The following is a 25,620-nucleotide window of genomic DNA, read 5'->3' as shown; positions in this document are numbered from 1 at the left end:
CGATGGTACGTCCGTTTCCGGGATGAAACTCCGGTGAGTTCTAGCGCTTAGTCGATCGTCCGTCAGGTGCGCTCCTGGCTGCTGTCCGACCAGTGAGAAGGACTGTCGAGGTCGGGGGGCAGGCGTGTGCTCGTGTTGCCTCGGGCGGCGTTGAGTTGGGCCTGGGTCAGATAGAGGGCTCTGGACAGGTCGGCCCCTTCGAAACGTGCATCTCTGAGGTCGGCGCCGAGGAGGTCTGCACCCGATAGGTCGGAGCCCCGGAGATCGGCGGCGATGAGGTAGGCACCTCGAAGGTTCGCCCCGCACAGTGAGCGGGACCGTAACTTCTTGCCCATGAGGTCGGCCCCGGGAGTGAACGCCACCTCCAGATGGTCGTCCCCGGTGGCGAGATAGGACGCTCTCACTTCTTCGCTGACGTCCATCAGCACGGACCGAACTCGGGCGTGCAGATCGCCGAGGTCCAGGGAGAGGACCTGCTGCGTGTCGGTCATCGCACGGTCGATGGTTCGTCTGAGCTGGTCGATCTGGTACGAGGTGTCCGGGTCGAAGGTCCTGGTGTCGGCTTCTACCAGGTACCAGAGCATCTCGTGGAGCTGCCGGACGATCTCGAACACCGGGAACATCTGTTGCGCTGTCTCTGGGCTCGCTTTCCAGCTGATTCCTCCGAAGAGGTTCTGGGAGACGTTCTGCCCGGCTCCTAAGCAGTCGAAGACGGTGCATCCTCGAAAGCCTCGCGGCCGCAAGCTGTCATGGATGGTGCAGGAGAAGTCGGGCGCCAGGTTCTGGCAGGGAGTCCCCGCCGGTTTGTCGACGGCGAAGTCGATTGTGCGGGAGAAGCCGAGGGCCGTGCAGCAGAGCGCGAAGCAGTTGCTGCAGTCAGGGCGCAACCACTCCCTGTTCAGAGCAGGGACGGAGGGCGCGGTGACGTTCTTCGAGGTGGAGGGCATGGGATCTTCTCTGGGTCGGTTCGGTGGGAGGCCGGGAGCGGGGAACTCGCGAGGGAGTTCCCCGGACGGCACACGGGATCACCGCTTCCGAGGGAAGCGCGCGGGAACCGCTGCATCGACTCTGGATCACAGAGAAAGGAAGAATGTCACTGCGCCCAAAATAGCACCCTGAAGTACCTGCCCGTAGGCCAAGCCCTCAGTGCCCCTGGTGTCGATAGGTTCAGGTGTCGAAGATGTCGTTCAGCGTGACCGTGGTCAGCCCGCGGTCTGTGATGAGTTGTTCGAGTTGGGGGAATACCCGTGTGACCGGGAGGAAGTTCACGTGTCCGATCACGATGTGGGCGGGCAGGAACCATTGGTGGGCGAGGTCGAGGATTTCCTGGTCGGTCCGAAGTGCCGAATCGGCCAGGGACCCGTACCACATGACGGGGGAGGTGTAGCCGATCGAGGCCGCCGCCGCATCGGTCCGTTCGTCCCTGTATCCGTACGGGGGCCGGTAGTACGGGCGGGGATCAGTGCCGAACGTGGAGACGATGAAGTCGTGGTTCCGTTGCAACTCGGCGATGATCTCCGCGTCGCTGAGGGCGGTGAGGTCGGCGTGGGACCACGTGTGGTTGCCGAGCTGGACCTGGCCGGAGGCTACAAGCGGTGCGAGCAGTTCTGCGTGCTCGGACCACCCGGGGTAGGAGCCGTTGAGGAAGAAGGTCAGCCGGGTACCGCTTGTGCGAGCGAAGTCGAGATAGCGCCGGACGACCTCGCTGTCGGATCCGTCGTCGACTGTCCACGCAAGAAGCTGCTCGGACGTGGGCAGACCCGTGATGACACCAGCCGGTAGCGGAACCTTCTGCACAGCAGGTGGCACGGGTGATGGAACCGGTGTCGCTGCCGGCGGTGCCGGGGGAGGGACTGACGTAGGAACCGGGGAACCGGTGGGCGCTGCCGTGCGTAAAGCCTCTGTGGCGATACGGGCGGGCTGTCTGCAACCGGCAAGCCCAAATACGACGCCGCCGGCCACGATTGCACTGATGAACGTTCGGCGCTCCAAGCCAAGACCCTTCCCCCAGATGACACCCCGCCGGCGCAGGGCACAACCGCGGCGCGTCAATGGAAGCGAAGCGCCGCGGTGCTCCGCAGGCAAGGATTGAGACACCGATCACCAGGACCGGCATTTGCAGCCTACAACCCCGCGCCGAAGCGCGGTCGCACGACCAGCTCCTGGGACTGCCTCCGGTGGCGAACCGGACGGCAGAAAGGCGGAATGACCCTGCTCAGTGCGAGGGCGCTTACTGGCGGTCCCCTTGTCACACTGGGTGCATGAGTATCCGACTTGTACCGATGACCGCGGAACGGTTCCCGGAATGGCTCGACCGGAGCCGGACCGAATTCATAGCAGATCTCGTCGCCACCGGTGAATCACCGGAAGCTGCCCATCGCCAGGCCCTGGACGCACTGGACGGCGTCTTCCCTGCTGGTCCGACCGCCGCCAATGCCGTGTTCGACGTCGTCGACAACGCCGGGACAGCGGTCGGTTATCTCTGGATCGCCCAGGGCGAGCCGGATGACGAGGCGTCATGGTGGGTGTGGGATGTAGCGATCGAGTTAGGGCATCAAGGCAAAGGCATCGGCCGGGCAGCGATGCTGCTTGCAGAAGAGTACGCACGATCACAGGGAGCCCGCTCCCTTGGGCTCAACGTCTTCGGGTTCAACACCACCGCTCGAGGGCTGTATGAATCCCTGGGCTACGAGGTCACCAGTGTGAGGATGAGGAAAAGGCTCTAGTAGCCAGTCCGAAAGGTGATCGATGTGCCGAGGGGTATCTGGCAGACGTCAGAACGTTCTCGTCACAGCTCACGCCGCATGAGTACTCGCGGGAACCCGTTGAGAACCGAGTCGGTCATGGCGACTCTGGTGAACCCGCCCCGCTCGAACAGCGCACGAGTGCCCACGTAAGCCATGGTGAGGTCCACCTTCTCGCCGTGGTTGTCGACCGGGTAGCCCTCGATCACCGGTGCCCCATGATCGCGCGCAAATTGAACAGCGCCGGCGAGCAAGTGGTGGGAGACACCCTTGCCGCGGTGGCCCGGCCGTACCCTGATGCACCAGACCGACCACACGTCACGGTCGTCCACCTGCGGGATCTTCCGGTTCCGGGCGAAGCTGGTGTCGGCGCGCGGATGCACTCCTGCCCACCCCACAACCTCGTCACCGTCGTACGCGAGCACCCCCGGCGGAGGGGACTGCGCGGCCAGCTCCCGCACGAGAGCCCCGCGCTCCGGCCCGCGCAGGGTGAGGTTCAGCTTCGACGGGATGCGGTAGCTGAGGCACCAGCACACATTTGCATCAGGCCGCTTCGGCCCCAGTATCACCGCGATGTCAGCGAACATCGTTGCGGGACGGACTTCGATCGCCATGGCGCCACACTACCGCTGCCTGCGCCGGCGCGAACTGGCTCCGGTCACCCCAGGACCGGTGGAAGAGCACGGATCAGCCGGACGAGATGGCGGCGGCTGTAAGGCCGAACCGCCCGACGCGCCTGGTCCCTACTGGTCGACGGCGGCGCCGATCGGCTCGAGGATGACGTCGGGGAAGTCCTTCTTGAAGTGCCCCACCTTCCACTTGTCACCGAAGACGGCCACGATCTCGCCGTCGGACCGGAACATGATCTCGCCACCGCGGAAGGTCTGGGGCACGCCCTGGCTCTCGGGCGCCACCCGCATCGCGAGCGTGTAGGACAGGTTGTCGAGCGACGTCGGCGCGTTGAACTCGGTGCCGAGCCGCTCGGCAGCGACCTCGAACTGCAGGGCTCCGACGGCGGCGAGCACGGGCGCCTGGTCACCTCGGAGGTCCGAGCGCAGCACCTGCACCACGCCCTCGTGCTCGAGCTGCTCGATGCCACGGCGGAACTGCTTGTACCGTCCGGGATCCTTGGCGCGTGCGACGGCGAACAGCTCGGGTGAGAAGCGCGGGATGTCCGGGAACTGCACGGGCTGCTCGGCGAACAGGCTGTCACCCACGCGGAGGCTCGTCGCGTTGACGAGGCCGACGACGTCGCCCGGCCAGGCGGTGTCCACCACTTCGCGGCTGCGGCCGAGGACACGGTGCGCGTACTTCGTGGCGAACGGCTTGCCGGTGCGCTGGTTGGTGATGACCATGCCGCGCTCGAACGTACCCGAGCAGATGCGGAGGTAGGCGATGTGATCGCGGTGCGCGCTGTCCTGGCCGGCCTGCACCTTGAACACGAAGCCGGACATCGGCGCGTCGATGGGCCTCGGCTCGTCCTCCTTCGAGGGGCGCGGGCTCGGGGAGGGAGCAACATCCACGAGGATGTCGAGGAGCTGCGAGACGCCGAAGTTCTTTGCCGCAGCCGCGAAGAGGACCGGCGTCTGGCGTGCCGCCTCGAATTCCTCCCGGTCGAACGAGCCGTTCGAGGACTCCACGAGGCCGGCTTCCTCGCGCGCGTCCAGCCAGGCGCCGGCGTCACGAGAGTCGAGGGCATCGATGTCGACCTCCGTCTCCTCGGCGGCATGCGCTCCCGCCTCGACGGCCTCGAGCGCGATGGCCCGCCGCGCCCGCAGGTCCAGCAGGCCCTGGAAGTCACCTGCGATCCCGGCCGGCCAGGTCAACGGGACCGGTGTCATTCCGGTGCGCTCGCCGACGTCGTCGATCAGGCCGAGGGCGTCCAGGCCCGGCCGGTCCCACTTGTTGATCACCGTGATGATGGGGATGTTGCGCTGCTTGCAGACGGCCAGCAGTTTCACGGTCTGGGGCTCGAACCCCTTCGCTGCATCGATCAGCATGACGGCGGAATCGACGGCGGCGAGGACACGGTAGGTGTCCTCGGAGAAGTCGGCGTGGCCCGGGGTGTCGACGACGTTGAGGATGGTGTCGCGATAGGTCAGCTGGAGTGCGGCCGAGCTGATCGAGATGCCGCGCTCCTGCTCGATGCCCATCCAGTCGGACACGGTGGCATGGCGGCTCGACTTGCCGTGGGTGACACCGGCGTCCTGGATGGCGCGGGCGAGGAGGGCCAGGGCTTCCGTGAGGGTGGACTTCCCGGCGTCAGGGTGGGAGATGACGGCGAAGGTACGACGGCGTCCGGCCTCGCGGCGGACGGCGTCGGCGTCGAGGACGGGGGATTCGGTTGACAGGACCACACCTCCATTGTCCCCGATCCCGGAGCGGCACCTCGCGGGCGGGCCCGGTGTTCGCTGTGCGCGTGGGGCCCGGGGTCTACCCTAGGAGGCAGATCACTGCACACGGCTACTGGGAGGACGTGGAGTCATGACCGATCAGGCATCCGGACGACGGACGGCGCGGGGCTCGGAGCACGCCGAACTGCTCTCGCAGTACGGGCTGGGCATGGCCCTGGGCGAAGCGGGCTCCGTCGGGTCCATGCCGCGGCCTGCCGCTCCCGCGAACGCCCCCGCCGCCCTGCAGAACCTCGTGGCCCTGGCCGTCCAGCTCTGCAACGCCCGGTACGGCGCCATCAACGTGATCACGGAGGACGAGTTCCACCAGATCGCCGCCCAGGGACTCGAACCCCTCATGTGCGCCCGGGAGGATTCGCTGTGCGGGCAGGTCCTCAAGTACGGCCACACCGTGGTGGTCGCGGACTGCACCGAGGACCCTCGCTTCCGTGCGAATCCCTTCGTCGACGGCCGCTTCGGCGCCGTCCGTTTCTACGCCACCACCCCGCTCCTGACGAAGGACGGCGTGCCGCTCGGCACCCTCTGCATCTTCGACGAGAAGCCCGGGAACCTCACAGACCAGCAGGCCGCGGGGCTCGAGACGCTGGCCGCGCAGGTCGTCGACGTCCTCGACCTCCAGCTGCGCACCCGTCAGCTGGACGCCACGGTGTCCGAGCTGCAGCGCAGCAACGAACTGCTGGGCGAATTCGCCGGCCGGATCAGCCATGACCTCCGGGGACCGCTGACCAACGTCGTCGGCCTCGCGGAGCTCGCCGAGGACGAGCCGGCGCTCCAGGAGGGTCCGGCGGGCACGTACTTCAAGCGCATCGGAGCGAGCGCCCTCCGGATGTCCTCCATGGTCGAGAACCTGCTCGGCTACTCGCGCGTGGGCGGCGCGGCGCACCTCGAGGCCGTCTCCCTCGCCGAAGCCGTCGTGGCCGCCGTCGACGATTTGGGACACCACGTCGACGGCGTACAGATCACGGTCGGGGACTTCCACGGCCACGCCGACCGCGAGCAGCTCCGAGTCCTCATCCAGAACCTGGTGGCCAACGCCGTGGCCTACGCGCGTCCGGGCGTCCCGCCGGAAGTGCACATCACGGGCACCGGCATCGCGGAGTTCTGGCGCCTCGACGTCGCCGACAATGGGAAAGGCATCCCACCCGAGGAGTACGACCGCGTGCTCGAGCCGCTGGTGCGGCTCGGGCGTGAGGGCGATCCGTCCGGTACCGGGATAGGGCTGGCGACGTGCGTGCGCATCGCCCAGGCGCACGGCGGGCGCCTCGCCTTCGACCAGACTCCCGGGGGTGGGCTCACCGTGCGGGTCTGGTTCGGGTCGAGCCCGACCTGACGGTCTTCGCCGGGGCGACGCGCCCTCCGGTACGGGAGCGGGTCGTCGAATATGACGCGCCGGGTCACGGTCGTTTTGACCCTGTTCGATCCTGTCGCCTAGCGTTCCCAGAAGAATCAAGAGTTCCAGCCATAGGCCCTGGCCGGTTGGACAGCAACCCTCTCCCGTAGTGGGGTGCTCCAGGTGAAGATTCGGCCGCCGGGATACTCCGGACGGCAAGTACGGCGATTCCCGCGGTGCTTCTCCGAAGCCCTGCCGGAGAACGCCCGCAGCATCCAGTGAGCGAGCATGTCAGTCCAGTAGAAACACGTCCGAGCAGCCTGAGCTGTCCGTCAGTACCGCTGCGTGACTGCTGTCTGCTTCCGTCCCGATTCCCCTGTCGCTGAGCCGTCCGCTCAGCAGGTACCCGTCCGAAGGAAAGAAAATATGATCAACTCCCGCAAGCTCCTGGCAGCCGCCGTCGTCCCGTTCCTCGCCTTCACCGTTGCCTGTGGCTCCTCGGAGGCCTCCGAGGGAGGCAATGAGACCGTCCGCCTGGGAGTCGTGGGTGCAAGCGACCCGGAGTGGGCTGTGCTGACCGACGCGGCCGCCGAGGAAGGCATCGACCTCGAGGTCGTCGACTTCGCCGAATACACGCAGCCCAACCCTGCGCTGACGGAAGGCGAGCTGGACCTCAACCAGTTCCAGCACCTCGTCTACCTCGCCCGCTACAACGTCTCCAGCGGCGAGGACCTCACCCCCGTAGGATCGACCGCCATCTACCCGCTGGGTCTCTACTCCACGAAGTACAAGTCGGTGGAGGAGATCCCCGAGGGGTCCACCGTCGCCGTGCCGAACGATGAGAGCAACCTCGCGCGCGGCCTGCTCGTCCTCCAGTCGGCCGGCCTGGTCACCCTCAAGGACGGCGGCAGCGCCTTCTCCACCATCGATGACGTCGACGAGGCGGAATCCAAGGTGACCGTCACGACCCTCGAGGCATCACTGACGCCGACCTCCCTTCCGGACGTCGCCGCTGCGATCATCAACAACGACTTCGTGCAGGACGCCGGCCTGAACTTCGACGACGCCATAGCCAAGGATGACCCGACCGATCCGGCCGCCGCTGCCTACGTCAACATCTTCGCCTCACGCGCCGGTGAGGAGAACAACGAGACCTACCAGAAGCTGGTGAGCATCTACCAGGAGAACCAGGAGGTCCTCGACGCCGTGCAGGAGACCTCGGGCGGAACCGCTGAGTTCCTGAAGGTGCCGGTGGACGAGCTGAAGACGTCGCTCGACACCGTCGAGGAAGACACCCGCGCCCAGGGCTGATCAGCCGTCTCTCCCGCGTGTGGCCGGTCGGTGATCCTGACCGGCCACACGCATCCCCTCAGCTAGGAACACGATGCCACTCATCTCACTGCGGAACGTCACGAAGAGCTTCCCCCCGGGGCGCCGCGGCGAACCGCTCGTCCATGCCATCGACAACGTCAGCCTCGACATCGAGGCGGGGGAGATCTACGGCATCATCGGGTACTCCGGGGCGGGCAAAAGCACCCTCGTCCGTCTGATCAACGCCCTCGAGAAGGCGTCCAGCGGCGACATCATCGTCGACGGGCACCAGGTCACGAACGTCCCGGACCGCCAGCTACGCACACTGCGCCTGGACATCGGCATGATCTTCCAGCAGTTCAACCTCTTCAGCGCCAAGACGGTCTGGAACAACGTGGCCTACCCCCTGCGGGTCGCCGGCAGGACCAGGGACGAGATCCAGGCCCGCGTGACCGAACTCCTCGACTTCGTGGGACTCGCGGACAAGGCGTCGAACTACCCGGAGCAGCTCTCCGGCGGCCAGAAGCAGCGCGTCGGCATCGCCCGCGCCCTGGCGACCTCACCCAAGATCCTCCTCGCGGACGAGGCCACCTCGGCCCTCGATCCCGAGACCACCCATGAGGTACTCCGCCTCCTGCGCCGGGTCAATGAGGAACTCGGCATCACCATCGTGGTCATCACGCATGAGATGGACGTCATCCAGACACTCGCCACCAAAGTAGCGGTGATGGACAGTGGGCGGATCGTGGAGCAGGGCGACGTCTTCGACGTGTTCTCCAACCCCCGTGAAGCATCGTCGCAACGGTTCGTCTCCACCGTGGTCCGCGGCATCCCCGCACCTGATGAACTGGCAGCACTACGGGAGAGGCACCGAGGGCGGATCGTCACCTTCTCCTTCCGCGACGGCGACTCCTCGCAGGCATCCGTGTTCCTCGAACTGGCCGCTGCCGGCATCGAATTCGAACTGATCTACGGCGGCATCAACGACATCCGGGGCCGCGCCTTCGGGCATCTCACCCTCGCGCTCACCGGAGCGGACAGCGTCATCGACGCGACCCTGCACCACATGGCCGGCCGTATCACCGTGAAGGAACTCGCCTGATGGAAGACCTCATTCCCCTGACGCCCCAACTGTGGGAAGCCACCTACGAGACCCTGTACATCGTGGGCCTCAGTCTCCTCTTCGGAGGTCTCGGAGGGCTCCTGCTGGGCATCGGTCTCTACACCACCAGGGCCGGCAGCATCCTCGGTAACCGGGCCGTGTTCGGCACCCTGAACATCATCGTGAACATCTTCCGGCCGATCCCGTTCATCATCTTCCTCGCCGCAGCGCAACCTCTCGCCCGCGCCGTCACGGGAACCGGCATCGGCAACAGTGCCATCATCTTCACCCTGTCCCTCGCGGCAGCATTCGGCATCAGCCGCATCGTCGAGCAGAACCTGCTGACCGTCCAGCCCGGGGTCATCGAGGCTGCGCGCTCGGTCGGCGCAGGACGACTGCGCATCATCCTGACGATCCTCATCCCCGAGGCTCTCGGCCCGCTGATCCTCGGATTCACCTTCATCTTCGTGGCCCTCGTCGACATGTCGGCCGTGGCCGGATATGTCGGCGGCGGCGGTCTGGGTAACTTCGCGATCCAGTACGGCTACCGGCAGTTCAACCCCGTCGTCACCTGGGCGGCGGTCATCGTGATCATCCTGCTCGTCCAGGCCGTCCAACTGCTCGGCAACGTCCTGGCGCGCAAGGTGCTCCGCCGCTAGCCCGTTCGGATCCGGCCTCGAACGGCCGACGCCGGATGGTCGACGCGATGGCGGGACCATCCGCCGGCCCGCTCGGTCATCCGGGCGGGCCGTCCGCGTTGTTCATCGTGTGCGGTTGGCGGCGGACCTGCTGACCGGCAGGAGGAAGCCGGCCGCCACCAGCCAGAGGAGCCCGCCGAACCGCCCGAGGGGAAGCAGGAACTGGACCGGCTCGATGGTCATCGAGAGGAAGCTCAGTTCGGACAGCGCAGCGATCACGAGGCCCGTCCATGCGAGCCACCGCGGCAGGAAGCCGAGGACGAGTGCCGGAACGGCAATGCCCGCGACGAGGAGCCCCAGGCCGACCACATACCCCACCCCGCCGGAGATGAACGCGAGCAACGACAGCGCATGGGTGAGGGGGACATCGGTGGTGATCTCCGGACGGCTGAGCACCCAGCTCACGAATGCCGAGAGCATGAGGAAACCGGCTGCCGTGATGCCGCCGAACAGTCCTATGCCCGGTCCGGCGACCCGGACGCCGAGGCGTAGCTGCCGGGCGTAGACGGTGGCCGCGTAGATACCCAGCGGAACGGCTGATCCGAACTGCATCATGCTGGCGAGCCGCACGGCTCCGGGGTTCTCCTGGAAGTACGCGGCGACCTGCGCCGACGGGGAGAACGGGGAGACGAACGGATGGCCTCCGGTGAGGATCGTGCTCATCACCAGGCCCCCGAGGGTGAGGCCGAGGCTCACGACCGCCAGGATGCCCAGCGGGGGTCCGCCGGAACGGACAGTGCGGCTGGTGCGAGGAAGCGCGGTGTCGGTCATGATGACTCCTCGAAAGAGTTGTATAACAAGACGAATGATTCGCTGGTTGAATCGTTCTGTCAAGGAGTAATCTGGGTCCATGGACTCCGCCGGCCCGCAGCCGAAACGCACTGCTTTCCTGCTCTCACAGCTCGGGGCCGTGGCATCGTCGCGCTTCGCCGAGCGCACGCGGGAGATCGGCCTCACGCCGACGGAGGCGGGCGTGCTTCGTCTGGTCGGTCGCTCGCCGGGGCTGAGCCAGCGGGTCCTGGCCGACCGGCTGGGGGCTGTTCCCAGCCGTGTGGTGTCGCTCATCGACTCGCTGCAGGCCCGCGGTCTGGTCGAGCGGGAACGCAGCAGGGCCGATCGCCGCAATTACGAACTCCGCCTGACTCCGGAGGGTGGCAAGGTGCTGCGCCGGCTGCGCGAGATCGCCGAAGCGCACGAGGCCGAATTCGTCGCTCCACTCACCGGCGAGCAGTCTGCCCAGCTCGGACACCTGCTCGCCCAGCTCGCGGGCGCCAACACCCTCGACCCGGACCTCCATGGAGATCCGGGTCGAGGGGATGTCGACGGGGGCTCGAACCGGTCGTCCCACCGCCCTTGATCGATGGCGGGTCGGCCGGCCTGGCGCTCCCTGTCACAGGACTAGTTGCCGCCGGGCTGGATCCCATCCTCGATCCAGGGGTAGCCCGTCGCCAGGGGGGCGCCGTCGTCGTGCTGGGAGAGCCATGCGACAGCGGCAGCGTGGTAGCGGTGGAATCCCTTGTAGTCGGCGAGTTCGGGGTCGAGGGATGCGAGGGCCCGATGCAGTCGTTTGGCCCAGTCGGGAGCATGGTCCACCAGCTCGGCCAGGCTGACGAGGTACGTGCGGACCGGGAACACCATGCCGTTGGAGCGGGGAAGGCGATGCAGGGGCTGCAGCTCGATGCGTAGGTACACCATCTCTCCTGCGTTCTCCGGGGTGACCGTCGCCCGGTCCGGCGCCCACTCCGGGAGTGTCTCCACCGAGGTCTCGAGTCGCGGGTGGACGGTGAGGGACCAGTTGACCCGCCGGACGGGATGACCGGGCTTCATGCGGAGCAGGAACTTCAGCGCCCTGTCCAGGATCCCCATCTCGTGCAGTTTCGGCACGGGACCATGGAACTCGGCGAAGTTCATGCCCATGTTGAATTGGAGGGAGTAGTCCGCGCGCTGGGTCGTCATACCGGCACCGATGACCAGCGTGTTGTCCTTCTCCTCGAGGACGACGAACTCGCCCTGCGCCTGTCGCGTCGCGTACTCCATGGGGTCCATCGGCAGGGTGGTCGGATCGCCGAAGGTGAACACGTCGTCGATGCCGAGCGGCCGGTTCTGCCACCGCCACTCGTTCCCGTTCTTGGTGAGCGTGAAGTGTTCCGGGAAGTCCCTGGCGTACGACTCGAAGATGAGTTCCAGGAGGTCCCATTGTGCTTCCATCATGTGCGGGAGCGCGATGTAGTGGACTCCCGGCATCTCCCTGAGCATCTGGGCGCGGTGCGCACACTCCGACACGTAGTGCTCATCGATGTCGAAGGCAGCCATCAGGGCACCGTCACCTGCCGGGACGTGGGGTTCGAGGTTCATCGAGTACATGTACTCGTCGTCCGGGAACGGGAAGGGAAGGCGTCGCACGGCCTCGCGGGAGTTCCGGAAGAGGTACTCGCCCTCCGGTGTGTAGGTCTCGATCGGCGTGGATTCGACTGACTCGGGGGTCGCGGTCATGGAGGTCTCCTTAGGCATTGATGACGAGTTTCGTACAGGTGGCCCGCGAGACACAGGGCATGATGAGCTTGTTGGTGCACCGCTCCGACTCGGTCAGCCAGTCATCCCGGTGGTCGATGGTGCCTTCGAGTTCCAGGACTTCGATCTCGCACTCGCCGCAGGCGCCTCCCCGGCAGAGGTAGGGCAGCTTGTGGCCCGCCTCCTCGGCGGCCTCCAGCAGCGACTGTTCAGGGGACACCTCGATGACTGCTCCGGACCGCGCCAGGGTGACGGAGAATGGATCTCCCGTCGATCCCAGGTCCTCGAACCGTTCGAAGTGGATGTTCGAGTCCGACCACCCGAGGGTGTGGGCGGCGTCGATGACGTCGTCGACCATCCGTGCGGGTCCGCAGACATAGGTATGCGTTCCGAGTGGCCGTCCGGCCAGGATGTCGGACGCGACCAGCCGCGAACCGTCGCCGTCCCCATACACCGTCACCGCCTCGCCGTAGCGGTGCTGGAGCTCACGGCCGAGTGCCGCATGCTCCGGGCCGCGAACAGCCAGGTGGAGTTCGAACGAGCTTCCCTTGAGGCTCAGTTCGTCCAGTTGCGAAAAGATCGGAGTGACACCGACGCCGCCAGCGATTAAGAGGTGATGGCGGGCGTGCTTGGAGATGGGGAAGAGGTTCGCCGGGATGGTGGCACCGAGAAGGTCACCCTCGCGCACGTTCTCGTGCATCGCGATCGACCCGCGGTTCCCTCCGTCCACCCTGCGGACAGCGATCTGGTACTCGCTGGTGTCGTAGGGCGAACTCATGAGGGAGTACGCGTTGCGCCGGGTCCCTCCCTCGCACGGGATCAGGACCGCGATGTGGCTGCCCCCCGAGAAGGGGGGAAGCCACGATCCGTCGGCCGCGGTGAAGGTGTACCGGTTGATCTCGGGCGTTACCGCCTCGACACGCTTCACCCTGAGTTGCAGGGCGCCGTGGTGTGCCTCGCTCATGTGTCCAACTCCTCGTTGTCCGGCAGTTCGCCGGGTACTTCGCCGTCCGCCTTGACTCCCTGGAACGCAGCGAGCCGTCCGGAGTAGTGGTCCCGGACGATCAGGTGGCGTTCGCACCCGGGGCACTGGAAAATCCGCTTCGTCACGTTCTCGGAGTAGTGGCTGCAGTGCGCGCACCACACCCGCCGAACGAAGGACCCCGCATGTTCACGCAGTACTTCATCCCGGTTCATGCCGTAGGAGGTCGCAACCTGCATGGAGGTTCCGATAAATCCCTCCGACCCGGCAAGGTACAGGCGGGTTCCCATCCTCGCCGTCGCGAGAAGCGCGTCGAGGCCGCTCACGGCAGCGGCGTTGCTCGGGAATTCGATGAGGTCGAAGACATCGAAGGCCTGCAGCGCAGCCAGATGGTTGTGGCCGGTGAACGACTCGGTCGAGTACAGGACGGTGGTCGCGGCCAGCTGTTCCGGAGTCATGTCTCCGAGGAGGCGCAGGAGCGGCCCTCCGCCACTGCCCTGTGCGGCAGCGATGTGGACGAGGCCGTCCGCCATGGGTGCGAGCTCGTCATAGACGGGACGGCTCTTGATGCCGGTGATCAGCATGAGCGTGTTACCTCTCAACCTTCGCGCCGGCCGGAACGGCATCGGCTGCCGGGGCGTCGCCCTTGAGGTGCGGCTTCTTCCAGGCCATGTAGATCAGGCCGATCACGACGACGGAGACCGCGGAGATCAGGACGACGTAGTTGGCGAACCAGCCGTCCTCCGGTGTCCGGGGCCAGGCCATGTTGACCATGCCGAGCACGCCCCACACCAGGGCCGCGATGTTCACCGGGATGCCCCAGGCGCCCAGCTGGAAGGCCCCGTTGGGCTTCCAGCCGAGGATGCGCGCCCGGAGCGAGGCAAGGACGACCATCTGGAAGCCCATGTACATGCCCATCGCCGCGAAGGAGATGATCACCGTCAGGGCGTCGCTGGAGACCTTCGATCCGATCACGATGAGGGCCGGTACGAGTCCTGCAAGGAGCAGGGCGTACGGGGGTACGTGGCGCGATTCGCTGAAGGTGCTCAGGAGTTTGCTGCCCGGGAGGATGCCGTCACGGGCCATCGAGTAGGCGAGGCGCGAGGTGGCCGCCTGCAGGCTCAGCACGCAGGAGAGGAACGAGACCATGACGACGGCGAGAACCACCTTGAAGCCGATCGGGCCGAAGGCAGCGAGGAGGATGTTGCCGACGGGGTCCGTGTCGGTGCCGGAGATCACCGCGGCGAAATCGGGAACGGCGAGGATCAGGGACAGGCAGACGAACATCGCTGCGAAGCCACCGATGTAGATGGTCATCCTCATGGCCTTGGGGATGGTGCGGCCCGGGTTCGGGACCTCCTCGGCCACATCGCCGCAGGCTTCGAAGCCGTAGTACTGGAAGATGCCGATCAGGCCGGCCGCGGCGAACGCCACGAAGTAGTTGCTGCCTTCCCCTGCGCCGAATGCCTGGAACAGGACGCCGAGGTCGTGCTGCCGGGCGGTCAGCAGCAGCCAGCTTCCGACCGCCAGTGCACCGCCGAGTTCCGCCAGGAGGCCGATCATCGCCACGGTGTTCAGCACCTTTGTCCCGCCGAGGTTCAGAACTGTCGCGAGCGCTATGACCACAAGGCCCGAGATGATGATGGAGTCGACGGTGTTCTCCATGCCGACAAGGGTGCTCAGGAAGGGTCCGGCCCCGTAGGCAACGCTGGCGATGGTGGTCAGGAGCGCCACGAGGTAGACCCAGCCATTCATCCAGCCCCATTTGCGGCCCCAGAGCCTGCGGGACCAGGGATAGACCCCTCCGGCCACCGGGTACGCCGCGACGACTTCCCCGAAGACCGTGGCCACGAGGAGCTGACCGAGGCCGACGATCACGAGGGACCAGAACATCGGGGGTCCGGCGACGCCCAACGACGCCGCGAACAGTGAATAGACGGCTACGACCGGCGACAGGTAGGTGAAGCCGAGGGAGACGTTCCCCCAGAACGTCATCTCCCGCTTGAACTGCCTCTCGTAGGAGTAGCCGAGGCTGGCGAGATGCTCAGCGTCCTCGTCGGCCACGGACTGCTTGGCCGGTTCCGCACTATCTACACGCATCGGATTCCTTCTCTCGGGTCCCCGGGGGCTCATGTGAGCTGGACCACGTCGTAAAAACTGTAGTTTCAAATGTTTAAAACCGCAACGCGGGGCTAAAACTGCGTCCCTCGCCCGTCCTGTCCGCTGCTGGTTAGGGACAAGGGTGGCATAACCTATGTTTCCGTCGGATTTCGCGCATCGTCCGGTACGCTTCAGGGAAAGAGGGAGCGATCGTCGATGCCCCGGCTACAGTTAGTGCTGTCCTTCCACGCATGGAGTCTGTTCTTGGCACCCACCACCGCTTTTCAAGCGCATGTCTACCGATCGCTGCCGGAGACCGAGCGCTCCGAGGCCATCGTGAACAGGATCTCCAAGGCGATCTCGCTGGGCCTGCTGAAGGTCGGTGAGCGGCTTCCCTCGGAGACGGCCCTGTCGGAGATGTTCGGCGTCGCACCGTCCACCCTCCGGGAAGCCCTGTCCGAGCTCCGGGACCAGGGCATCGTCGCCACACGGCGGGGACGCAGCGGAGGGACGTTCATCCTCAAGCAACCCTTCACCTCGGCCGACGTGATGAAGAAGTGGTTTCGGGACACCTCCATCGCCGAGATCCGTGACGTCGGCGACGAGCATGCCGCGATCGCTGCCGCCACGGTGAGGCTCGCCTGCGAACGTGCGGAACCCCACGAGGTCGGCAGGCTCCTCGAGCTGGCCCGGGGCCTCGTCATGTCCGACAAGCCGGAAGCGCGCGCCCGTGCCGACAGCCGATTCCACATCGAGCTGGCGGTCCTGGCGCAGTCCCCGAGACTGACGAATGCGGAGATACGGCTGCAGGCGGAGATCGTCCAGGCGCTCTGGGCGCCCCTGCCCGTGACCCGCGATCCGGAACGGGTGGCGGCCGAACATCTCGCACTGGCGCGCGCCATCGCTGACGATGCAGCCGAGGACGCCCAGCGACTGGTGCTGGAGCACATCCGCCACGACGTCCATCATCTGGTGGATACCAAACTGTCCCTCGGGTATCCCGCGGACGAGCAGGAGCAGCAATGACGAATGCCCTTGCTGCCCAGGCCGCAACCGAGATCGCTGCCTGGATGAACGCACTCGGCGCCGATGTCCACGCCCTTGCGGCGCGGATGTCGACGCTGTGGGCGGACCGCCCCCGTCCCCTGAGCATCACCCCCGGGGACATCGGGAAGCTCGAGGGCCTGGCCCGGGAGTTCCTCGAGACGCATGGGTTCGTCGTCGGAGCGGGCGTCATCTTCGCCACGGAAGCTATCCGGAGCAGTGAGGGCGGCCTCGAGTGGTGGATCAAGCGCGAGCACAGCGTCGAGAAGCTGGAATTCGACCTGACACCGGGAGGGGAACGGTTCTACGACTACCAGAACATGCCCTTCTTCGCCTCGGCGAGCCGCACGGGTGAGCAGACGGCGTGGGGTCCGTATGTCGATTACCTGGGGTTCGACGAGTACATCCTCACGCACTCGGCGCCCATCCAGCTCGACGGGAAGTTCGCGGGAGTGGCCGGCTGCGACATACGAATCCGGAAGCTCGAAGAGATCTTCATGCCCGTCCTGCGGGCCATCCCCGGCGACGCCGCACTGCTCAACGGGAGCGGCCGTGTGGTCGTCGGGAATTCCGGGGCGTACCTGGTGGGGGAGCGGATTCGCACCGTCCCGGGCGACAAGGAGCTGATCCCGATCGACGTGCCGCATCTCGGCTTCTCACTGCTGACCGGCCGCTAGACACCCTCGCCGCTAGCGCGGCAGCCATAGTCTCGGCCCCGGTACAGCCGGGCCTCCTGTTCGTTGTACCCGCCGGATGGCCTCACGCCGACCCGGGCCTGCCCAAGCGGGGCGGGTTAGGATGCCGGATGGCGCAGTACAGGAAGATCGCTCCGCAGCGCGATGAAAGGTCCTTCCATGCATGACCCGCTCGACGTTCACGACCTCGTCTCGGACGAACTGCGGCAACTCGGCGAGACCGGCCATGACGTCACCCAGCTGTCCGGGCGCCTGGCCGATACCGAGAGGCACGACCGGCAGGGTCTGGAAAACCTCCTCGCCGAGCTGGCGGACCTTCCACGGACCGGCCCATGGGAGTACGAGGAACCCGACGCACTGCCCGACATCCTCGACAGCATGCCGGCCCCGCCGCGTCCGGCGGGCACGCCCGCCCCTGGCCCTGGATTGCACGACCGCATCCTGGGGGGATGGCTCGGACGCATCGCCGGCTGCAACCTCGGCAGGCCGATCGAGAGCGGGGACTACTGGACCAGCGACCGGATCCGCTCCTACCTCGAGCTGACCGGCTCCTACCCCCTGCGGGATTACGTCCCGGCGATGGACCCGATGCCCGAGGGCTACCGCCTGGAGGAGAACTGGGTGAACACCACGCGCGGGCGGGTCGCAGGATCGGACCGGGACGACGACATCGACTACACCATCCTCGCCCTGCACCTGCTCGAACGCCACGGGATGCATCTGGCAGCCGCCGACGTCGCCGCGACGTGGCTGGCCTACGTGCCCTACCTGCGGGTGTTCACCGCCGAACGCGCCGCCTACGTCAACCTCCTGACCAACGTCCCCATCGGGGCGGTCGCCAGCACCCGCAACCCCTACCGCGAATGGATCGGTGCCCTGATCCGCGGGGACGCCCACGGCTGGACGCAGCCCGGGCGCCCGGAGCAGGCGATTCTCACCGCGTACAACGATGCGAGCCTCTCCCACCGTGCCAACGGCCTCTACGGGGAGATGTGGGCCGCCGCGCTGCTGTCCTCTGCCGCCACCGCCGCGACCGTCACCGAAGCGTTCGAACGATCGCTGCACTACGTGCCGGCCCGCTCCCGGCTCGCCGAAGCCCTGCGCCGCGTACAGGACCTCCACCGCAGCGGCGCGACCTGGGACGAAGCGCTCTCCACCATCCAGCACCACTACGGGCACTACAGCTGGGTCCACACCGTCAACAATGCGGCTCTCATCACCGCCGGGCTCCTCTGGGGCGACGGCGACTACACCACCACGGTCGGCCTCACGGTCCAGGGCGGCTGGGACACCGACTCCAACGGAGCCACGGCAGGCGCCGTCGCCGGTACCGTCCTGGGCGCATCAGCCCTGCCGGAGCACTTCGTCGGACCCCTCCAGGACCGGACCCGCTCAGCAGTCTTCGGCTACGACAACTCCCGCATCTCCGACCTCGCCCACCGCACCATCGCGCTCGCCACGGTGAACGCCGCAGCGTGAGACCGCTACGACCACGATTCGTCCTACGACAGGTAGGACGGTGGCCCTGGCTCGGAGCGGTGAGCTGACGGGAGTGTTCAGAGGAGGGCGAGCGCTCGCAGCCCTCGGCGGAAAGCGTCAATTTCCTGGGAGGTAAGGGACGTAAGGGAAGTGTTGACGGTCTCCCCGAGCTCATTCTGAATGCGGCTGTGCTCGTTGGAACCGGTAGGCGTGGGGTGAAGGCAGATTTTCCGGCGGTCCGCGACATTCGGTCGACGTTCGACCAGCCCGGCGTTCTCGAGTCGATCCGTCACAGCGGTCATGCTCGCAGTGGAAAGGTCCAGGACGTCCGCGAGGACCTTGGGGCTGAAGGCCTCGACGCCGGCATCGGCCTCAACGATGAGTGCCAGGGCCCGGGCGGCAGTGACATTCATGCCGGCCTTCTCGGCCAGGTCTTTCTCGACACCCGCCAGGTAGATGGAACTCCGTCGCAGAAGATCCACCGTCGGCAGATCATCCGGCTCCGTCAGATACCTGCCTGTGCTTGATGTCATGACCCATGCCTACCACGAAGTCCCGATACTCCGAGCCGTCCGACTCCAGGACCGAGGTGGGTAAGCGGCACCGTCATTGATCCGTCAAGGATCTGCAAATGTAACGAGGACGTTTACCGGGGCTGGAGGCGGAACTAGGTTGAGGTCATCGGGCCCGTCTCAACATCATACGAAGCCGACGGGTGTCCCGGTTCCTGCTCCATCCAGTCCAAAAGCCCGCCAGCGGCGGGCTGTACAAGGAGGAAGACAGCGCCATGGCACAGAACCTGAATCAGCCCATCACCGATGACAGCATCAAGGTCCGGCAGCTCAGCCATTACCAGTTCAGCTGGGTGGCGGGAGAGCCGGGCCAGCCTGGCTCGTGGACCCTGCAGTTGGTCCTTGACCAGGGTGCATGGGAGGAGGTCCTCACCATCGACGCCGATGATGCCGACAACCTCCAGGACCTGCTCTCCTCGGCCGAGACGGTGTACTACGACGTGCAGCGACGGACCCTGATGTTCGGCACCACAGAAGCCGGTCACCACTGACGGCGAGCCCGCCTGGCACGTTCAGGTCCGGAAGGACAGTGCATCATCGCATCCTGTGTCAGGTGAGGGAGATGACCTCGTAGGTGTGGCCTGCCGCGCGCAGCCGCTCCACCAGGACGTTGCCGAGGGCAGTTGCCGGAGTCAGCGATCCCGCGGTGGGCGGCAGGCGGTCGCCGTCGAGGGCCAGGGAGAGCGCCGTCTCCCCGGCCATCACGGCGGTGGCGGCATATCCCGGATCGCCCGGCCCTGCTGCGACGGCCCGGTACCGCCGGCCGCTCTCCGTGGAAGCGGTCACCTGGGAACGGAACCAGCCCGAGCGCCGCGCGGCCTCGCTCCGGCCGGCACCGGGCGACGGAAGGACGCGGTCCAGTAGCTTTCTCGTGGGGGGTAGGGCCAGTGCGGCTCCGAACACCCGTAGGCCGAGCGCCGTCGCTCCGGCGACGACGGCGCCGGCGGGCCCCCGCCCCATCCCCATTACCTCGCCGTACCGCAGGGACCGGCCGTAGGCCCAACCCTGCAGGGCGTTGCTGCGGCGCACGATCCGCGTGTTCGCTGACGCCATGATGAAGGGCGCGGTCCACAGGCCGTCCTCCGACCGGCCGACCCACCCCAGGTCCGACGGCTGCCGGGTCGAGGGCTCCGCCGTCCGCTCCGGACTGAGGGAGTAGGGATCGCTCGCGAGCGATCGCAGGACAGGGTCCGACCGCATGCCGTCGAGCTGCCCACGCATCGACTCGATGGTGCCACCGCTGAATCCTCCTTTGGCCCGGGCGAGGAGCTGCACCTCGGTCAGTCCGCCCGCGCCGTCGGCCTCCGCGGCCTGATGGAGCAGGAGCACCGCGAGGTCCGACGGGACGGAGTCGTAGCCGCAGGCATGGACGATCCGTGCACCGGAGGTTCTTGCTGCGGCGTCGCAACGGTCGATGGCTTTCCCGACGAAGGACACCTCGCCCGTCAGGTCCCCGTAGTGGGTGCCGGCGCGGGCACACGCCTCGACGACGGGCAGTCCGTACTTCGCGTAGGGACCCACCGTGGTGAAGAGAACCCTGGTGCCCGCGGCCAGCGCAGCGAGCGAGTCGGGCTGATCCGAGTCGGCCTCGATGAGGTCCCAGTCGTGTGCGGCGGCGGGCAGCCTGGAGCGTACGGCCTCGAGTTTCTCCCTGGACCTCCCGGCGAGTCCCACGCGCAGGTCCGGCGGAGCGTTGTCCGCAAGATATTCGGCGATCAGTTCACCGACGAAGCCGGTTGCACCGAAGAGGACGAGGTCGTGGTCGCGCACTGGGGCCTGCATGCCAGCAGTCTTCCACGGCAGCGGCAGGACCGACGCCGAGAAGTGCCTACCTCCAGGGTCCTTGGTCGGGTTCTGCAACAGAAAGCTCCGAGGGTCTAGACATCAGGCATCGGTGCTCCACCGCGGCCCCAGCGTTCAAGCGCGCTGATCGCCTCGCGTAGGGCAAGCCCACGATCGGTCAGCGCGTAGGCCCTGGTGTTGTGCCGCAGGGGCAGGCGGGACAGCACCCCGGCAGCTTCGAGCTCACGCAGGCGGGTGGCGAGCATGTTCGTCGGCACTCCGAGGTCGCGTTGCAGGTCGCCGTAGCGTTGCGGCCCGTCGAGCAGCCGCTCCACGATCAGCAGCGCCCACCGCGCTCCGACGATGTCGAGGGCTGCGGCGAGGTCGCTCACGCGGTCGGATCGGTGTCCGGCTTCATCCAGAACGGCGAGTAGTGGTAACCGTCGGGGTCGTCGAACTGGCGCTGGTACATGAAGGGGTAGTCGTCGGTGTCACCGATCCGCCCACCCGCGGCGCCTGCGCGTTCAACGAGCTCGTCGACCGCTTCGCGGCTGCCGAGATCGAACGAGACCGTGACCTTCGAGGGTGTGCCGGGTCCGCCGACCAGCTCTTCGGCCCCACCGACGCTCGCGTACATCTCGCGGCTGCCGAGCATGACGTACTGCTCGGGCGCGATCGCGAAACACGACACATTGTGGTCGGACATCTCGGCGTTGAGGGTCCAGCCGAGGGCGGTGTAGAAGGTGGTGGCACGGTCGACGCTTTCGACCGGGCAGGTGATGAAGAGGCTCATGCGGTCATACTTGCAAAATGCAAGTGACGTGTCAAGACCCGGTGCTGCGCCCTGTGGTGGGCAGATGCGGGCAGCACAGTCCGGCCTGGACCAGAGCGCAGGCCTCAAGCGTGGCTCCCTGTTGTGGGATTACCCGTGGAATCACTTTCAGGATGACTCGATCCGCGTAATGGAAGTCTTTCAGGAAAGCACCGTCCTCTTGGTATCCCGCGGGCACCCGCTTGCCGGACGCGACGAAATCCGGATCAGCCTCGGTTCCGGTGCACCTCTGCGGCGCGTATTACTGGCCCAACGACAAGACAAGGTCTATGCCCCGGCTGAAATCGCATTCCACTCCACCCTGCTGGAAATCGCCCGAGAACGAGTCGGAGATTACCTGTAGCAACGCAGCGGATCATTTCACCGACGGACCCTCAGAGGGCGGCTCTTCGTGAACCCGATGAGGGGTGGGTTCAGTGGGCTTCGTTGTAGGCGTCGATGATCGACTGGGTGATCCTGCCGCGTGCGCTGGGGTTGTGGCCGTTGTCCTGGGCCCACTGGCGTATCTGCTGGGTGTTCTCGCGCTTGACCCGGCTCGATGACGTGGAGTTCGAGGAGGCCTGCTGCCCGCCCTGGTTCCTGCGGTCGGTCTTGGCTTTCCGGGCTCTGCCGACGTATTCAGCCAGTGCCGTGCGCAGCGCCTGGGCGTTGTCGGTGGTGAGGTCGATTTCGTAATCGGTGCCATCGATGCCGAACCGGACTGTTTCCTGGGCTTCTTCACCGTTGAGGTCATCAACAAGCTGCACCTGTACGCGCTGCGCCATTTTCTTCATACTCCTGAGTTATTCAAACCGAACCGATGAACCCCCAGGGCATGACTGTACCGCGCAATTCTGTAGCGCGCAGTCTGTCACCGGCGGATATCGGTCGTAGTTCACGTCGGGTTCTTATTTTGATCCTTGTCGGGGACCGGGGTCACCGAATTGGGCGATGTCCAACGTTCTCGGTGAATGATGAGCAACCCAGCCCTTCACGATGATGCATGCACATTGTGTCCGCAACTGCATCGGTTACTGCTGCAGCACCCGGAGAAGGAATTTCTTTGTCCGCTCGCGCATTTCGTCCACTCGGCGCCGGACGACGGCGGCGGGATCCGGGTGGATCTCGTTGGCGGGCGGCTCCCGTCGTCCATTGGAGGAGCAGCTGAAGTCGGCGCAGACGAGAGTTCCGACGAGCGGTCGTCGTCGGCCCGTCGACAGCTGCCCGGGTTCTCGTCTGCTGTAGGGTCCCTGTTTATGCCTGATGAACGAGAGCTAGGCCGGGAAGCCGAGGAGGAACCGCTTGCTGCCGTGTTGCAGGATGTGGTCCTCGACAGTGAGGACGTCAAGGATTTCCTGACGGGATTGACCGAAGTCGCTGCCGCTGCGTTCTCCGGGGCGCACGGTGAGGTGTTCTGCGGCGTCACCCTCCTTCGCCCCCATTCAAAAGTGACTGTTGCGAGCAGCAGCGAGAGGGCACGCCAGATGGACGAGGTCCAGTACGGCTTCGATGACGGACCCTGCTTACGCGCCGCACGTGAGGACTACACCGTCCATATCCGGGATTTCCTCACAGAGACCGAGTTCCCCGAGTACCGACACGCTATTGCCTCCTACGGTGTCCGTTCGGCGCTGGGGGTCCCTGTTCGGCTCGATGAAGGCGCAAGTGCCGGCCTGGACTTCTACTCCACGGAACCGGACGCGTTCGACGAGAAGGGCATTCTGGTGGCGGAGCGTATCGCCCGGGACGCTTCGAGGTCGCTGCGCCTGGCAGTCCGAATCGCGAAGTTAACTGATACCACGAGGAACCTCGAAGCGGCGATGAGTTCGCGCACCATGATTGACCTGGCTGCCGGTGCGATCATGGCGCAGAACAGGTGCAGTCATGAACGGGCTATGGACATCCTCCGCTCAGCGTCCTCGACCCGGAACATCAAGCTGCGGGACCTCGCGGCGAGCATCCTGGCATCCGTCGGACAGCCAGCACCTGTGAACACACACTTCGACTACTGATACTGGGCACCTTCGGCTTCCTAGACCGCGCATGTCCCGTTGGCGCCCGATTCCGAACTACTGCTGATCCAGTCCATTTCATGACTGGATTACACGTTGAGAGCCCCTCACCCAAGGGGTTTTTCCATGTTGGGGGACACCTCGGTGCCCGTCGGCGGGTGGTTCGGCAGCTCAGTAGCCCTCTGGCTTGGTGGCGATACCGTCCAGCCACAGGTGGTCTTTCGGGTCGCTGTGGGTGCTTCCCGTGCCGACGTGTCTGCCACCGATGCTGTCGCCCTTCCTGATGACGTGCACCATGGCCATACCGTGCCCTCGCCCAAGGCCGTATTCTTCCGACAGCCAGGTCAGAATGGGTCCTGCCTTGGTCTCAGGACCGATACCGCGCTGATGGGCGATCTCGATCAACTGGCGCGGGGTAAGCCCCGTCTTCTTCTCGACCGCATCGAGGTAGGCCTGGAACGACATGGATGTCTCCTCTCTTCCGGCCAGTGTGCCGCATCCCCTGGGAGCTCGCTAGCGTATAGCTAGCTACGCCAGCCCTCGTGAGGATTACTCGCGATTGACCCTCGTGCGGGCAGAAACCGGGTCCGGCCGGGGGGAGATGGGTGATGCGGTTCAGAACACTCCAGGTCCTGGGGTGCCCCCGATTGGCGTATCTACCCTGCGGTGCGTAATGTCGTCCATGCGCCGCGGGGTGGAGCAGTTCGGTAGCTCGCTGGGCTCATAACCCAGAGGTCACAGGTTCAAATCCTGTCCCCGCAACAAGAGGGCACCTACTCACGATCGTGGTGAGTAGGTGCCCGAACTTCATTAAGCCGGGGTCTGCTGCACGGATAGGTGGCATCTAGTGAGCGCTAGGCCGCCCTCCATACAGCTTGCCGGCCGTCCCTATGGTCGTCGGTGAGGTGGGACTACGCCTCACAGCTCCACGAACTGAATTTGCGAGAACTCGTCTTCGCCCACGACCGATTTGATCCAGGCAATCACCTCGGTCTGGTCGGTGCGGTACGCGAAGTCAGTGCCCCTGCAGTAGGCGTTCAGACCGAACGACGTGACGGCAACGATGACGTTGGACTCGAAGCCGCCGTAGAAGACGGGGCCGCCGGAGTCACCCGAGCAGGTGCCACCCCTGCCTTGTCCATTGCCGGTGGTCTGCAGGTTGAATCCGCCCGTAAGCGCGCTGTTCAAGTTGGTCAGCTTCGACTGGGCCATGAGCCGCTCGCGAAACGAGACGACCTCCACAGGGCTGCTGTAGCTGAGGCCATAGCCACTCGCCGTGAACGTGATGTCCTGGCGACCGCGCTGCGTTGCCAGGTGGTCGAGCGAACCGGCAACGGCAAGTGCGCCGTACTCCTCGAGTTCGATCGGCTGGTCCAGAATCACGATGCCGACGTCGTGCGTGTTCGGGAACCCGGCGAAGTCCTCGAAGCCGTAGTCGTAAAGCTCATCGGAGGTGGCGCACAGCTCACCGAGGGTGCCCTCGGCGCAGAACTCCGGGTAGCCGCTCACTGGGTCGAGCTCGTTCGCCGGATCGTAGTTCACGCCGGCGTCCTGCTGGAAGTACACGCGTGCGGTGACGGCGCCGGTGTCTTCGTCGGTGCAGTGCCCGGCGGTCAGGAATACGGTCGGGGTCAACAGTGATCCCGAACAGCGATGAGTGAACTCACCGCTCTCGTCATAGAACACGACGAGGCCAACGAAGGGATGCTCGTTGTCCTCGACGTAATTGCCGGTGATGGCGGAGGCAGGGGCCGCGGGCCCGAAAACAACCGCACAAAGAGCGAGTAACAGCACGAACGTCTTGCGCATGATGCCTCCCGGTAGCAAGGACGACGGTGTCTGGATGCGATCACCGTAAACCCAGTCGAGAGGTGGGTCAATGAGTGAGAACGAGGCTGGACGACCGTCTGGCATGGCGGGCCGTCGGCTCTCGTTTTCGGGGCTGCTACAAGCGCTCGAGAGCGTAGTCTTCCGTGCACGATGGTGTGGCTCTGACCTTGAACCTGGACCCTAACTTCTCATCGATTGCGTTTGGT

General features: G+C 65.9%; 28 protein-coding genes, 1 tRNA gene and 1 riboswitch. Of the genes, 13 read left to right on the top strand and 16 right to left on the bottom strand.

Going from position 1 to position 25,620, the window contains the following annotated elements; genetic code table 11:
- Window positions 1–62: 62 nt before the first annotated feature.
- Both ACX80J_RS05285 and ACX80J_RS05280 read right to left on the bottom strand, forming a co-directional pair.
- Window positions 63–947 carry a pentapeptide repeat-containing protein gene (locus ACX80J_RS05285; protein WP_459344024.1) on the bottom strand — a complete coding sequence of 295 codons (885 nt, stop codon included), beginning with the start codon at window positions 945–947 and terminating at the stop codon, window positions 63–65.
- A 220-nt stretch (window positions 948–1,167) separates the two neighbouring features.
- Window positions 1,168–1,797, bottom strand: a complete 630-nt coding sequence (locus ACX80J_RS05280; RefSeq protein ID WP_459344023.1) for a polysaccharide deacetylase family protein — start codon at window positions 1,795–1,797, stop codon at window positions 1,168–1,170.
- A gap of 464 nt (window positions 1,798–2,261) precedes the next feature.
- On the opposite strand from ACX80J_RS05280, the gene ACX80J_RS05275 reads away from it, so the two are divergent.
- Window positions 2,262–2,726: a GNAT family N-acetyltransferase gene (locus ACX80J_RS05275; protein ID WP_459347100.1), complete on the top strand. Its 465-nt coding sequence runs from the start codon at window positions 2,262–2,264 to the stop codon at window positions 2,724–2,726.
- Between the two features lie 62 nt (window positions 2,727–2,788).
- Here the strand turns inward: ACX80J_RS05275 and ACX80J_RS05270 are convergent, their stop codons facing one another.
- A complete protein-coding gene (locus ACX80J_RS05270; RefSeq protein WP_459347099.1) occupies window positions 2,789–3,358 on the bottom strand; it encodes a GNAT family N-acetyltransferase in 570 nt (189 codons plus the stop codon).
- A gap of 129 nt (window positions 3,359–3,487) precedes the next feature.
- Window positions 3,488–5,101: a peptide chain release factor 3 gene (locus tag ACX80J_RS05265; protein ID WP_459344020.1), complete on the bottom strand. Its 1,614-nt coding sequence runs from the start codon at window positions 5,099–5,101 to the stop codon at window positions 3,488–3,490.
- A gap of 127 nt (window positions 5,102–5,228) precedes the next feature.
- On the opposite strand from ACX80J_RS05265, the gene ACX80J_RS05260 reads away from it, so the two are divergent.
- From ACX80J_RS05260 to ACX80J_RS05245, 4 genes are all read left to right on the top strand, one after another.
- On the top strand, window positions 5,229–6,485 hold the full coding sequence (locus ACX80J_RS05260; RefSeq protein ID WP_459347098.1) for a GAF domain-containing sensor histidine kinase: 1,257 nt from the start codon (window positions 5,229–5,231) through the stop codon (window positions 6,483–6,485).
- Window positions 6,486–6,599: 114 nt separating this feature from the next.
- A riboswitch (SAM riboswitch) is annotated at window positions 6,600–6,713 on the top strand.
- A 198-nt stretch (window positions 6,714–6,911) separates the two neighbouring features.
- A complete protein-coding gene (locus tag ACX80J_RS05255; RefSeq protein ID WP_459344018.1) occupies window positions 6,912–7,796 on the top strand; it encodes a MetQ/NlpA family ABC transporter substrate-binding protein in 885 nt (294 codons plus the stop codon).
- A 73-nt stretch (window positions 7,797–7,869) separates the two neighbouring features.
- Window positions 7,870–8,898, top strand: coding sequence for a methionine ABC transporter ATP-binding protein (locus ACX80J_RS05250; RefSeq protein WP_459347097.1), 1,029 nt, complete (start codon window positions 7,870–7,872; stop codon window positions 8,896–8,898).
- Window positions 8,898–9,557 (top strand): methionine ABC transporter permease, encoded by a 660-nt coding sequence (locus ACX80J_RS05245; protein WP_087071641.1) that lies wholly within the window; start codon window positions 8,898–8,900, stop codon window positions 9,555–9,557. Before ACX80J_RS05250 ends, ACX80J_RS05245 begins: the two co-directional genes overlap by 1 nt.
- A gap of 102 nt (window positions 9,558–9,659) precedes the next feature.
- Here the strand turns inward: ACX80J_RS05245 and ACX80J_RS05240 are convergent, their stop codons facing one another.
- Window positions 9,660–10,367 carry a hypothetical protein gene (locus ACX80J_RS05240; RefSeq protein WP_459347096.1) on the bottom strand — a complete coding sequence of 236 codons (708 nt, stop codon included), beginning with the start codon at window positions 10,365–10,367 and terminating at the stop codon, window positions 9,660–9,662.
- Window positions 10,368–10,446: 79 nt separating this feature from the next.
- On the opposite strand from ACX80J_RS05240, the gene ACX80J_RS05235 reads away from it, so the two are divergent.
- A complete protein-coding gene (locus ACX80J_RS05235) occupies window positions 10,447–10,953 on the top strand; it encodes a MarR family winged helix-turn-helix transcriptional regulator (protein WP_459344015.1) in 507 nt (168 codons plus the stop codon).
- 41 nt (window positions 10,954–10,994) lie between these two features.
- On the opposite strand, the gene ACX80J_RS05230 is transcribed toward ACX80J_RS05235, so the two are convergent.
- The 4 genes from ACX80J_RS05230 to ACX80J_RS05215 are packed head-to-tail and all read right to left on the bottom strand — an operon-like array spanning window position 10,995 to window position 15,189.
- The gene (locus ACX80J_RS05230; protein ID WP_459347095.1) at window positions 10,995–12,089 is read right to left on the bottom strand and encodes a heme-dependent oxidative N-demethylase family protein; all 1,095 of its coding nucleotides are present in this window, start codon (window positions 12,087–12,089) and stop codon (window positions 10,995–10,997) included.
- A gap of 10 nt (window positions 12,090–12,099) precedes the next feature.
- Entirely contained in the window at window positions 12,100–13,071 is a 972-nt protein-coding gene (locus tag ACX80J_RS05225; RefSeq protein WP_459347094.1) for a PDR/VanB family oxidoreductase, read from the bottom strand.
- On the bottom strand, window positions 13,068–13,673 hold the full coding sequence (locus tag ACX80J_RS05220) for a dimethylamine monooxygenase subunit DmmA family protein (protein ID WP_459344012.1): 606 nt from the start codon (window positions 13,671–13,673) through the stop codon (window positions 13,068–13,070). Before ACX80J_RS05220 ends, ACX80J_RS05225 begins: the two co-directional genes overlap by 4 nt.
- 7 nt (window positions 13,674–13,680) lie before the next feature.
- Window positions 13,681–15,189: an APC family permease gene (locus ACX80J_RS05215; protein ID WP_459344011.1), complete on the bottom strand. Its 1,509-nt coding sequence runs from the start codon at window positions 15,187–15,189 to the stop codon at window positions 13,681–13,683.
- Between the two features lie 264 nt (window positions 15,190–15,453).
- Here ACX80J_RS05215 and ACX80J_RS05210 point away from each other — a divergent pair, with 264 nt between their 5' ends.
- The 3 genes from ACX80J_RS05210 to ACX80J_RS05200 all read left to right on the top strand — a co-directional run bounded on the left by ACX80J_RS05210 (window position 15,454) and on the right by ACX80J_RS05200 (window position 18,407).
- Entirely contained in the window at window positions 15,454–16,215 is a 762-nt protein-coding gene (locus tag ACX80J_RS05210) for a FadR/GntR family transcriptional regulator (RefSeq protein WP_459344010.1), read from the top strand.
- Window positions 16,212–16,910, top strand: a complete 699-nt coding sequence (locus ACX80J_RS05205; RefSeq protein ID WP_459347093.1) for a cache domain-containing protein — start codon at window positions 16,212–16,214, stop codon at window positions 16,908–16,910. Before ACX80J_RS05210 ends, ACX80J_RS05205 begins: the two co-directional genes overlap by 4 nt.
- A gap of 177 nt (window positions 16,911–17,087) precedes the next feature.
- Window positions 17,088–18,407: an ADP-ribosylglycohydrolase family protein gene (locus ACX80J_RS05200; RefSeq protein ID WP_459347092.1), complete on the top strand. Its 1,320-nt coding sequence runs from the start codon at window positions 17,088–17,090 to the stop codon at window positions 18,405–18,407.
- A gap of 77 nt (window positions 18,408–18,484) precedes the next feature.
- On the opposite strand, the gene ACX80J_RS05195 is transcribed toward ACX80J_RS05200, so the two are convergent.
- Window positions 18,485–18,940, bottom strand: a complete 456-nt coding sequence (locus ACX80J_RS05195) for a MarR family winged helix-turn-helix transcriptional regulator (RefSeq protein WP_459347091.1) — start codon at window positions 18,938–18,940, stop codon at window positions 18,485–18,487.
- Window positions 18,941–19,194: 254 nt separating this feature from the next.
- On the opposite strand from ACX80J_RS05195, the gene ACX80J_RS05190 reads away from it, so the two are divergent.
- Window positions 19,195–19,470, top strand: a complete 276-nt coding sequence (locus tag ACX80J_RS05190) for a hypothetical protein (RefSeq protein WP_087075677.1) — start codon at window positions 19,195–19,197, stop codon at window positions 19,468–19,470.
- A 58-nt stretch (window positions 19,471–19,528) separates the two neighbouring features.
- On the opposite strand, the gene ACX80J_RS05185 is transcribed toward ACX80J_RS05190, so the two are convergent.
- The 3 genes from ACX80J_RS05185 to ACX80J_RS05175 all read right to left on the bottom strand — a co-directional run bounded on the left by ACX80J_RS05185 (window position 19,529) and on the right by ACX80J_RS05175 (window position 21,554).
- Entirely contained in the window at window positions 19,529–20,761 is a 1,233-nt protein-coding gene (locus ACX80J_RS05185) for a saccharopine dehydrogenase family protein (protein WP_459347090.1), read from the bottom strand.
- A gap of 95 nt (window positions 20,762–20,856) precedes the next feature.
- A complete protein-coding gene (locus ACX80J_RS05180; protein WP_459343993.1) occupies window positions 20,857–21,153 on the bottom strand; it encodes a winged helix-turn-helix transcriptional regulator in 297 nt (98 codons plus the stop codon).
- A complete protein-coding gene (locus ACX80J_RS05175) occupies window positions 21,150–21,554 on the bottom strand; it encodes a VOC family protein (protein WP_459343992.1) in 405 nt (134 codons plus the stop codon). The genes ACX80J_RS05180 and ACX80J_RS05175 overlap by 4 nt, the downstream gene beginning before the upstream one ends.
- 64 nt (window positions 21,555–21,618) lie before the next feature.
- Here ACX80J_RS05175 and ACX80J_RS05170 point away from each other — a divergent pair, with 64 nt between their 5' ends.
- The gene (locus tag ACX80J_RS05170) at window positions 21,619–21,936 is read left to right on the top strand and encodes a hypothetical protein (RefSeq protein ID WP_459343991.1); all 318 of its coding nucleotides are present in this window, start codon (window positions 21,619–21,621) and stop codon (window positions 21,934–21,936) included.
- A 70-nt stretch (window positions 21,937–22,006) separates the two neighbouring features.
- Here the strand turns inward: ACX80J_RS05170 and ACX80J_RS05165 are convergent, their stop codons facing one another.
- A complete protein-coding gene (locus ACX80J_RS05165; protein WP_459343990.1) occupies window positions 22,007–22,357 on the bottom strand; it encodes a histone-like nucleoid-structuring protein Lsr2 in 351 nt (116 codons plus the stop codon).
- A gap of 186 nt (window positions 22,358–22,543) precedes the next feature.
- On the opposite strand from ACX80J_RS05165, the gene ACX80J_RS05160 reads away from it, so the two are divergent.
- Window positions 22,544–23,584, top strand: a complete 1,041-nt coding sequence (locus tag ACX80J_RS05160; RefSeq protein ID WP_459347089.1) for an ANTAR domain-containing protein — start codon at window positions 22,544–22,546, stop codon at window positions 23,582–23,584.
- A 171-nt stretch (window positions 23,585–23,755) separates the two neighbouring features.
- On the opposite strand, the gene ACX80J_RS05155 is transcribed toward ACX80J_RS05160, so the two are convergent.
- Window positions 23,756–24,049: a DUF4287 domain-containing protein gene (locus ACX80J_RS05155; protein WP_459343988.1), complete on the bottom strand. Its 294-nt coding sequence runs from the start codon at window positions 24,047–24,049 to the stop codon at window positions 23,756–23,758.
- Between the two features lie 223 nt (window positions 24,050–24,272).
- Between ACX80J_RS05155 and ACX80J_RS05150 the strand changes: the two genes are divergently transcribed.
- Window positions 24,273–24,346, top strand: a tRNA-Met gene (locus ACX80J_RS05150).
- A 156-nt stretch (window positions 24,347–24,502) separates the two neighbouring features.
- On the opposite strand, the gene ACX80J_RS05145 is transcribed toward ACX80J_RS05150, so the two are convergent.
- Window positions 24,503–25,393: a S1 family peptidase gene (locus tag ACX80J_RS05145; RefSeq protein WP_459347088.1), complete on the bottom strand. Its 891-nt coding sequence runs from the start codon at window positions 25,391–25,393 to the stop codon at window positions 24,503–24,505.
- Window positions 25,394–25,620 lie beyond the last annotated feature (227 nt).

This window comes from Arthrobacter rhamnosi, assembly GCF_054510975.1.
The sequence above is the reverse complement of the archived record's forward strand: the minus strand, read 5'-3'. Positions and strand labels throughout refer to the sequence as shown.

Bases quoted from the DNA above. Each gene is read 5' to 3' on its own strand.
- ACX80J_RS05285 (WP_459344024.1), bottom strand. From the start codon at position 947: ATGCCCTCCACCTCGAAGAACGTCACCGCGCCCTCCGTCCCTGCTCTG.
- ACX80J_RS05275 (WP_459347100.1), top strand. From the start codon at position 2,262: ATGAGTATCCGACTTGTACCGATGACCGCGGAACGGTTCCCGGAATGG.
- ACX80J_RS05270 (WP_459347099.1), bottom strand. From the start codon at position 3,358: ATGGCGATCGAAGTCCGTCCCGCAACGATGTTCGCTGACATCGCGGTG.
- ACX80J_RS05260 (WP_459347098.1), top strand. From the start codon at position 5,229: ATGACCGATCAGGCATCCGGACGACGGACGGCGCGGGGCTCGGAGCAC.
- ACX80J_RS05255 (WP_459344018.1), top strand. From the start codon at position 6,912: ATGATCAACTCCCGCAAGCTCCTGGCAGCCGCCGTCGTCCCGTTCCTC.
- ACX80J_RS05250 (WP_459347097.1), top strand. From the start codon at position 7,870: ATGCCACTCATCTCACTGCGGAACGTCACGAAGAGCTTCCCCCCGGGG.
- ACX80J_RS05245 (WP_087071641.1), top strand. From the start codon at position 8,898: ATGGAAGACCTCATTCCCCTGACGCCCCAACTGTGGGAAGCCACCTAC.
- ACX80J_RS05240 (WP_459347096.1), bottom strand. From the start codon at position 10,367: ATGACCGACACCGCGCTTCCTCGCACCAGCCGCACTGTCCGTTCCGGC.
- ACX80J_RS05235 (WP_459344015.1), top strand. From the start codon at position 10,447: ATGGACTCCGCCGGCCCGCAGCCGAAACGCACTGCTTTCCTGCTCTCA.
- ACX80J_RS05230 (WP_459347095.1), bottom strand. From the start codon at position 12,089: ATGACCGCGACCCCCGAGTCAGTCGAATCCACGCCGATCGAGACCTAC.
- ACX80J_RS05225 (WP_459347094.1), bottom strand. From the start codon at position 13,071: ATGAGCGAGGCACACCACGGCGCCCTGCAACTCAGGGTGAAGCGTGTC.
- ACX80J_RS05220 (WP_459344012.1), bottom strand. From the start codon at position 13,673: ATGCTGATCACCGGCATCAAGAGCCGTCCCGTCTATGACGAGCTCGCA.
- ACX80J_RS05215 (WP_459344011.1), bottom strand. From the start codon at position 15,189: ATGCGTGTAGATAGTGCGGAACCGGCCAAGCAGTCCGTGGCCGACGAG.
- ACX80J_RS05205 (WP_459347093.1), top strand. From the start codon at position 16,212: ATGACGAATGCCCTTGCTGCCCAGGCCGCAACCGAGATCGCTGCCTGG.
- ACX80J_RS05200 (WP_459347092.1), top strand. From the start codon at position 17,088: ATGCATGACCCGCTCGACGTTCACGACCTCGTCTCGGACGAACTGCGG.
- ACX80J_RS05195 (WP_459347091.1), bottom strand. From the start codon at position 18,940: ATGACATCAAGCACAGGCAGGTATCTGACGGAGCCGGATGATCTGCCG.
- ACX80J_RS05190 (WP_087075677.1), top strand. From the start codon at position 19,195: ATGGCACAGAACCTGAATCAGCCCATCACCGATGACAGCATCAAGGTC.
- ACX80J_RS05185 (WP_459347090.1), bottom strand. From the start codon at position 20,761: ATGCAGGCCCCAGTGCGCGACCACGACCTCGTCCTCTTCGGTGCAACC.
- ACX80J_RS05175 (WP_459343992.1), bottom strand. From the start codon at position 21,554: ATGAGCCTCTTCATCACCTGCCCGGTCGAAAGCGTCGACCGTGCCACC.
- ACX80J_RS05170 (WP_459343991.1), top strand. From the start codon at position 21,619: ATGCGGGCAGCACAGTCCGGCCTGGACCAGAGCGCAGGCCTCAAGCGT.
- ACX80J_RS05165 (WP_459343990.1), bottom strand. From the start codon at position 22,357: ATGGCGCAGCGCGTACAGGTGCAGCTTGTTGATGACCTCAACGGTGAA.
- ACX80J_RS05160 (WP_459347089.1), top strand. From the start codon at position 22,544: ATGATGAGCAACCCAGCCCTTCACGATGATGCATGCACATTGTGTCCG.
- ACX80J_RS05155 (WP_459343988.1), bottom strand. From the start codon at position 24,049: ATGTCGTTCCAGGCCTACCTCGATGCGGTCGAGAAGAAGACGGGGCTT.
- ACX80J_RS05145 (WP_459347088.1), bottom strand. From the start codon at position 25,393: ATGCGCAAGACGTTCGTGCTGTTACTCGCTCTTTGTGCGGTTGTTTTC.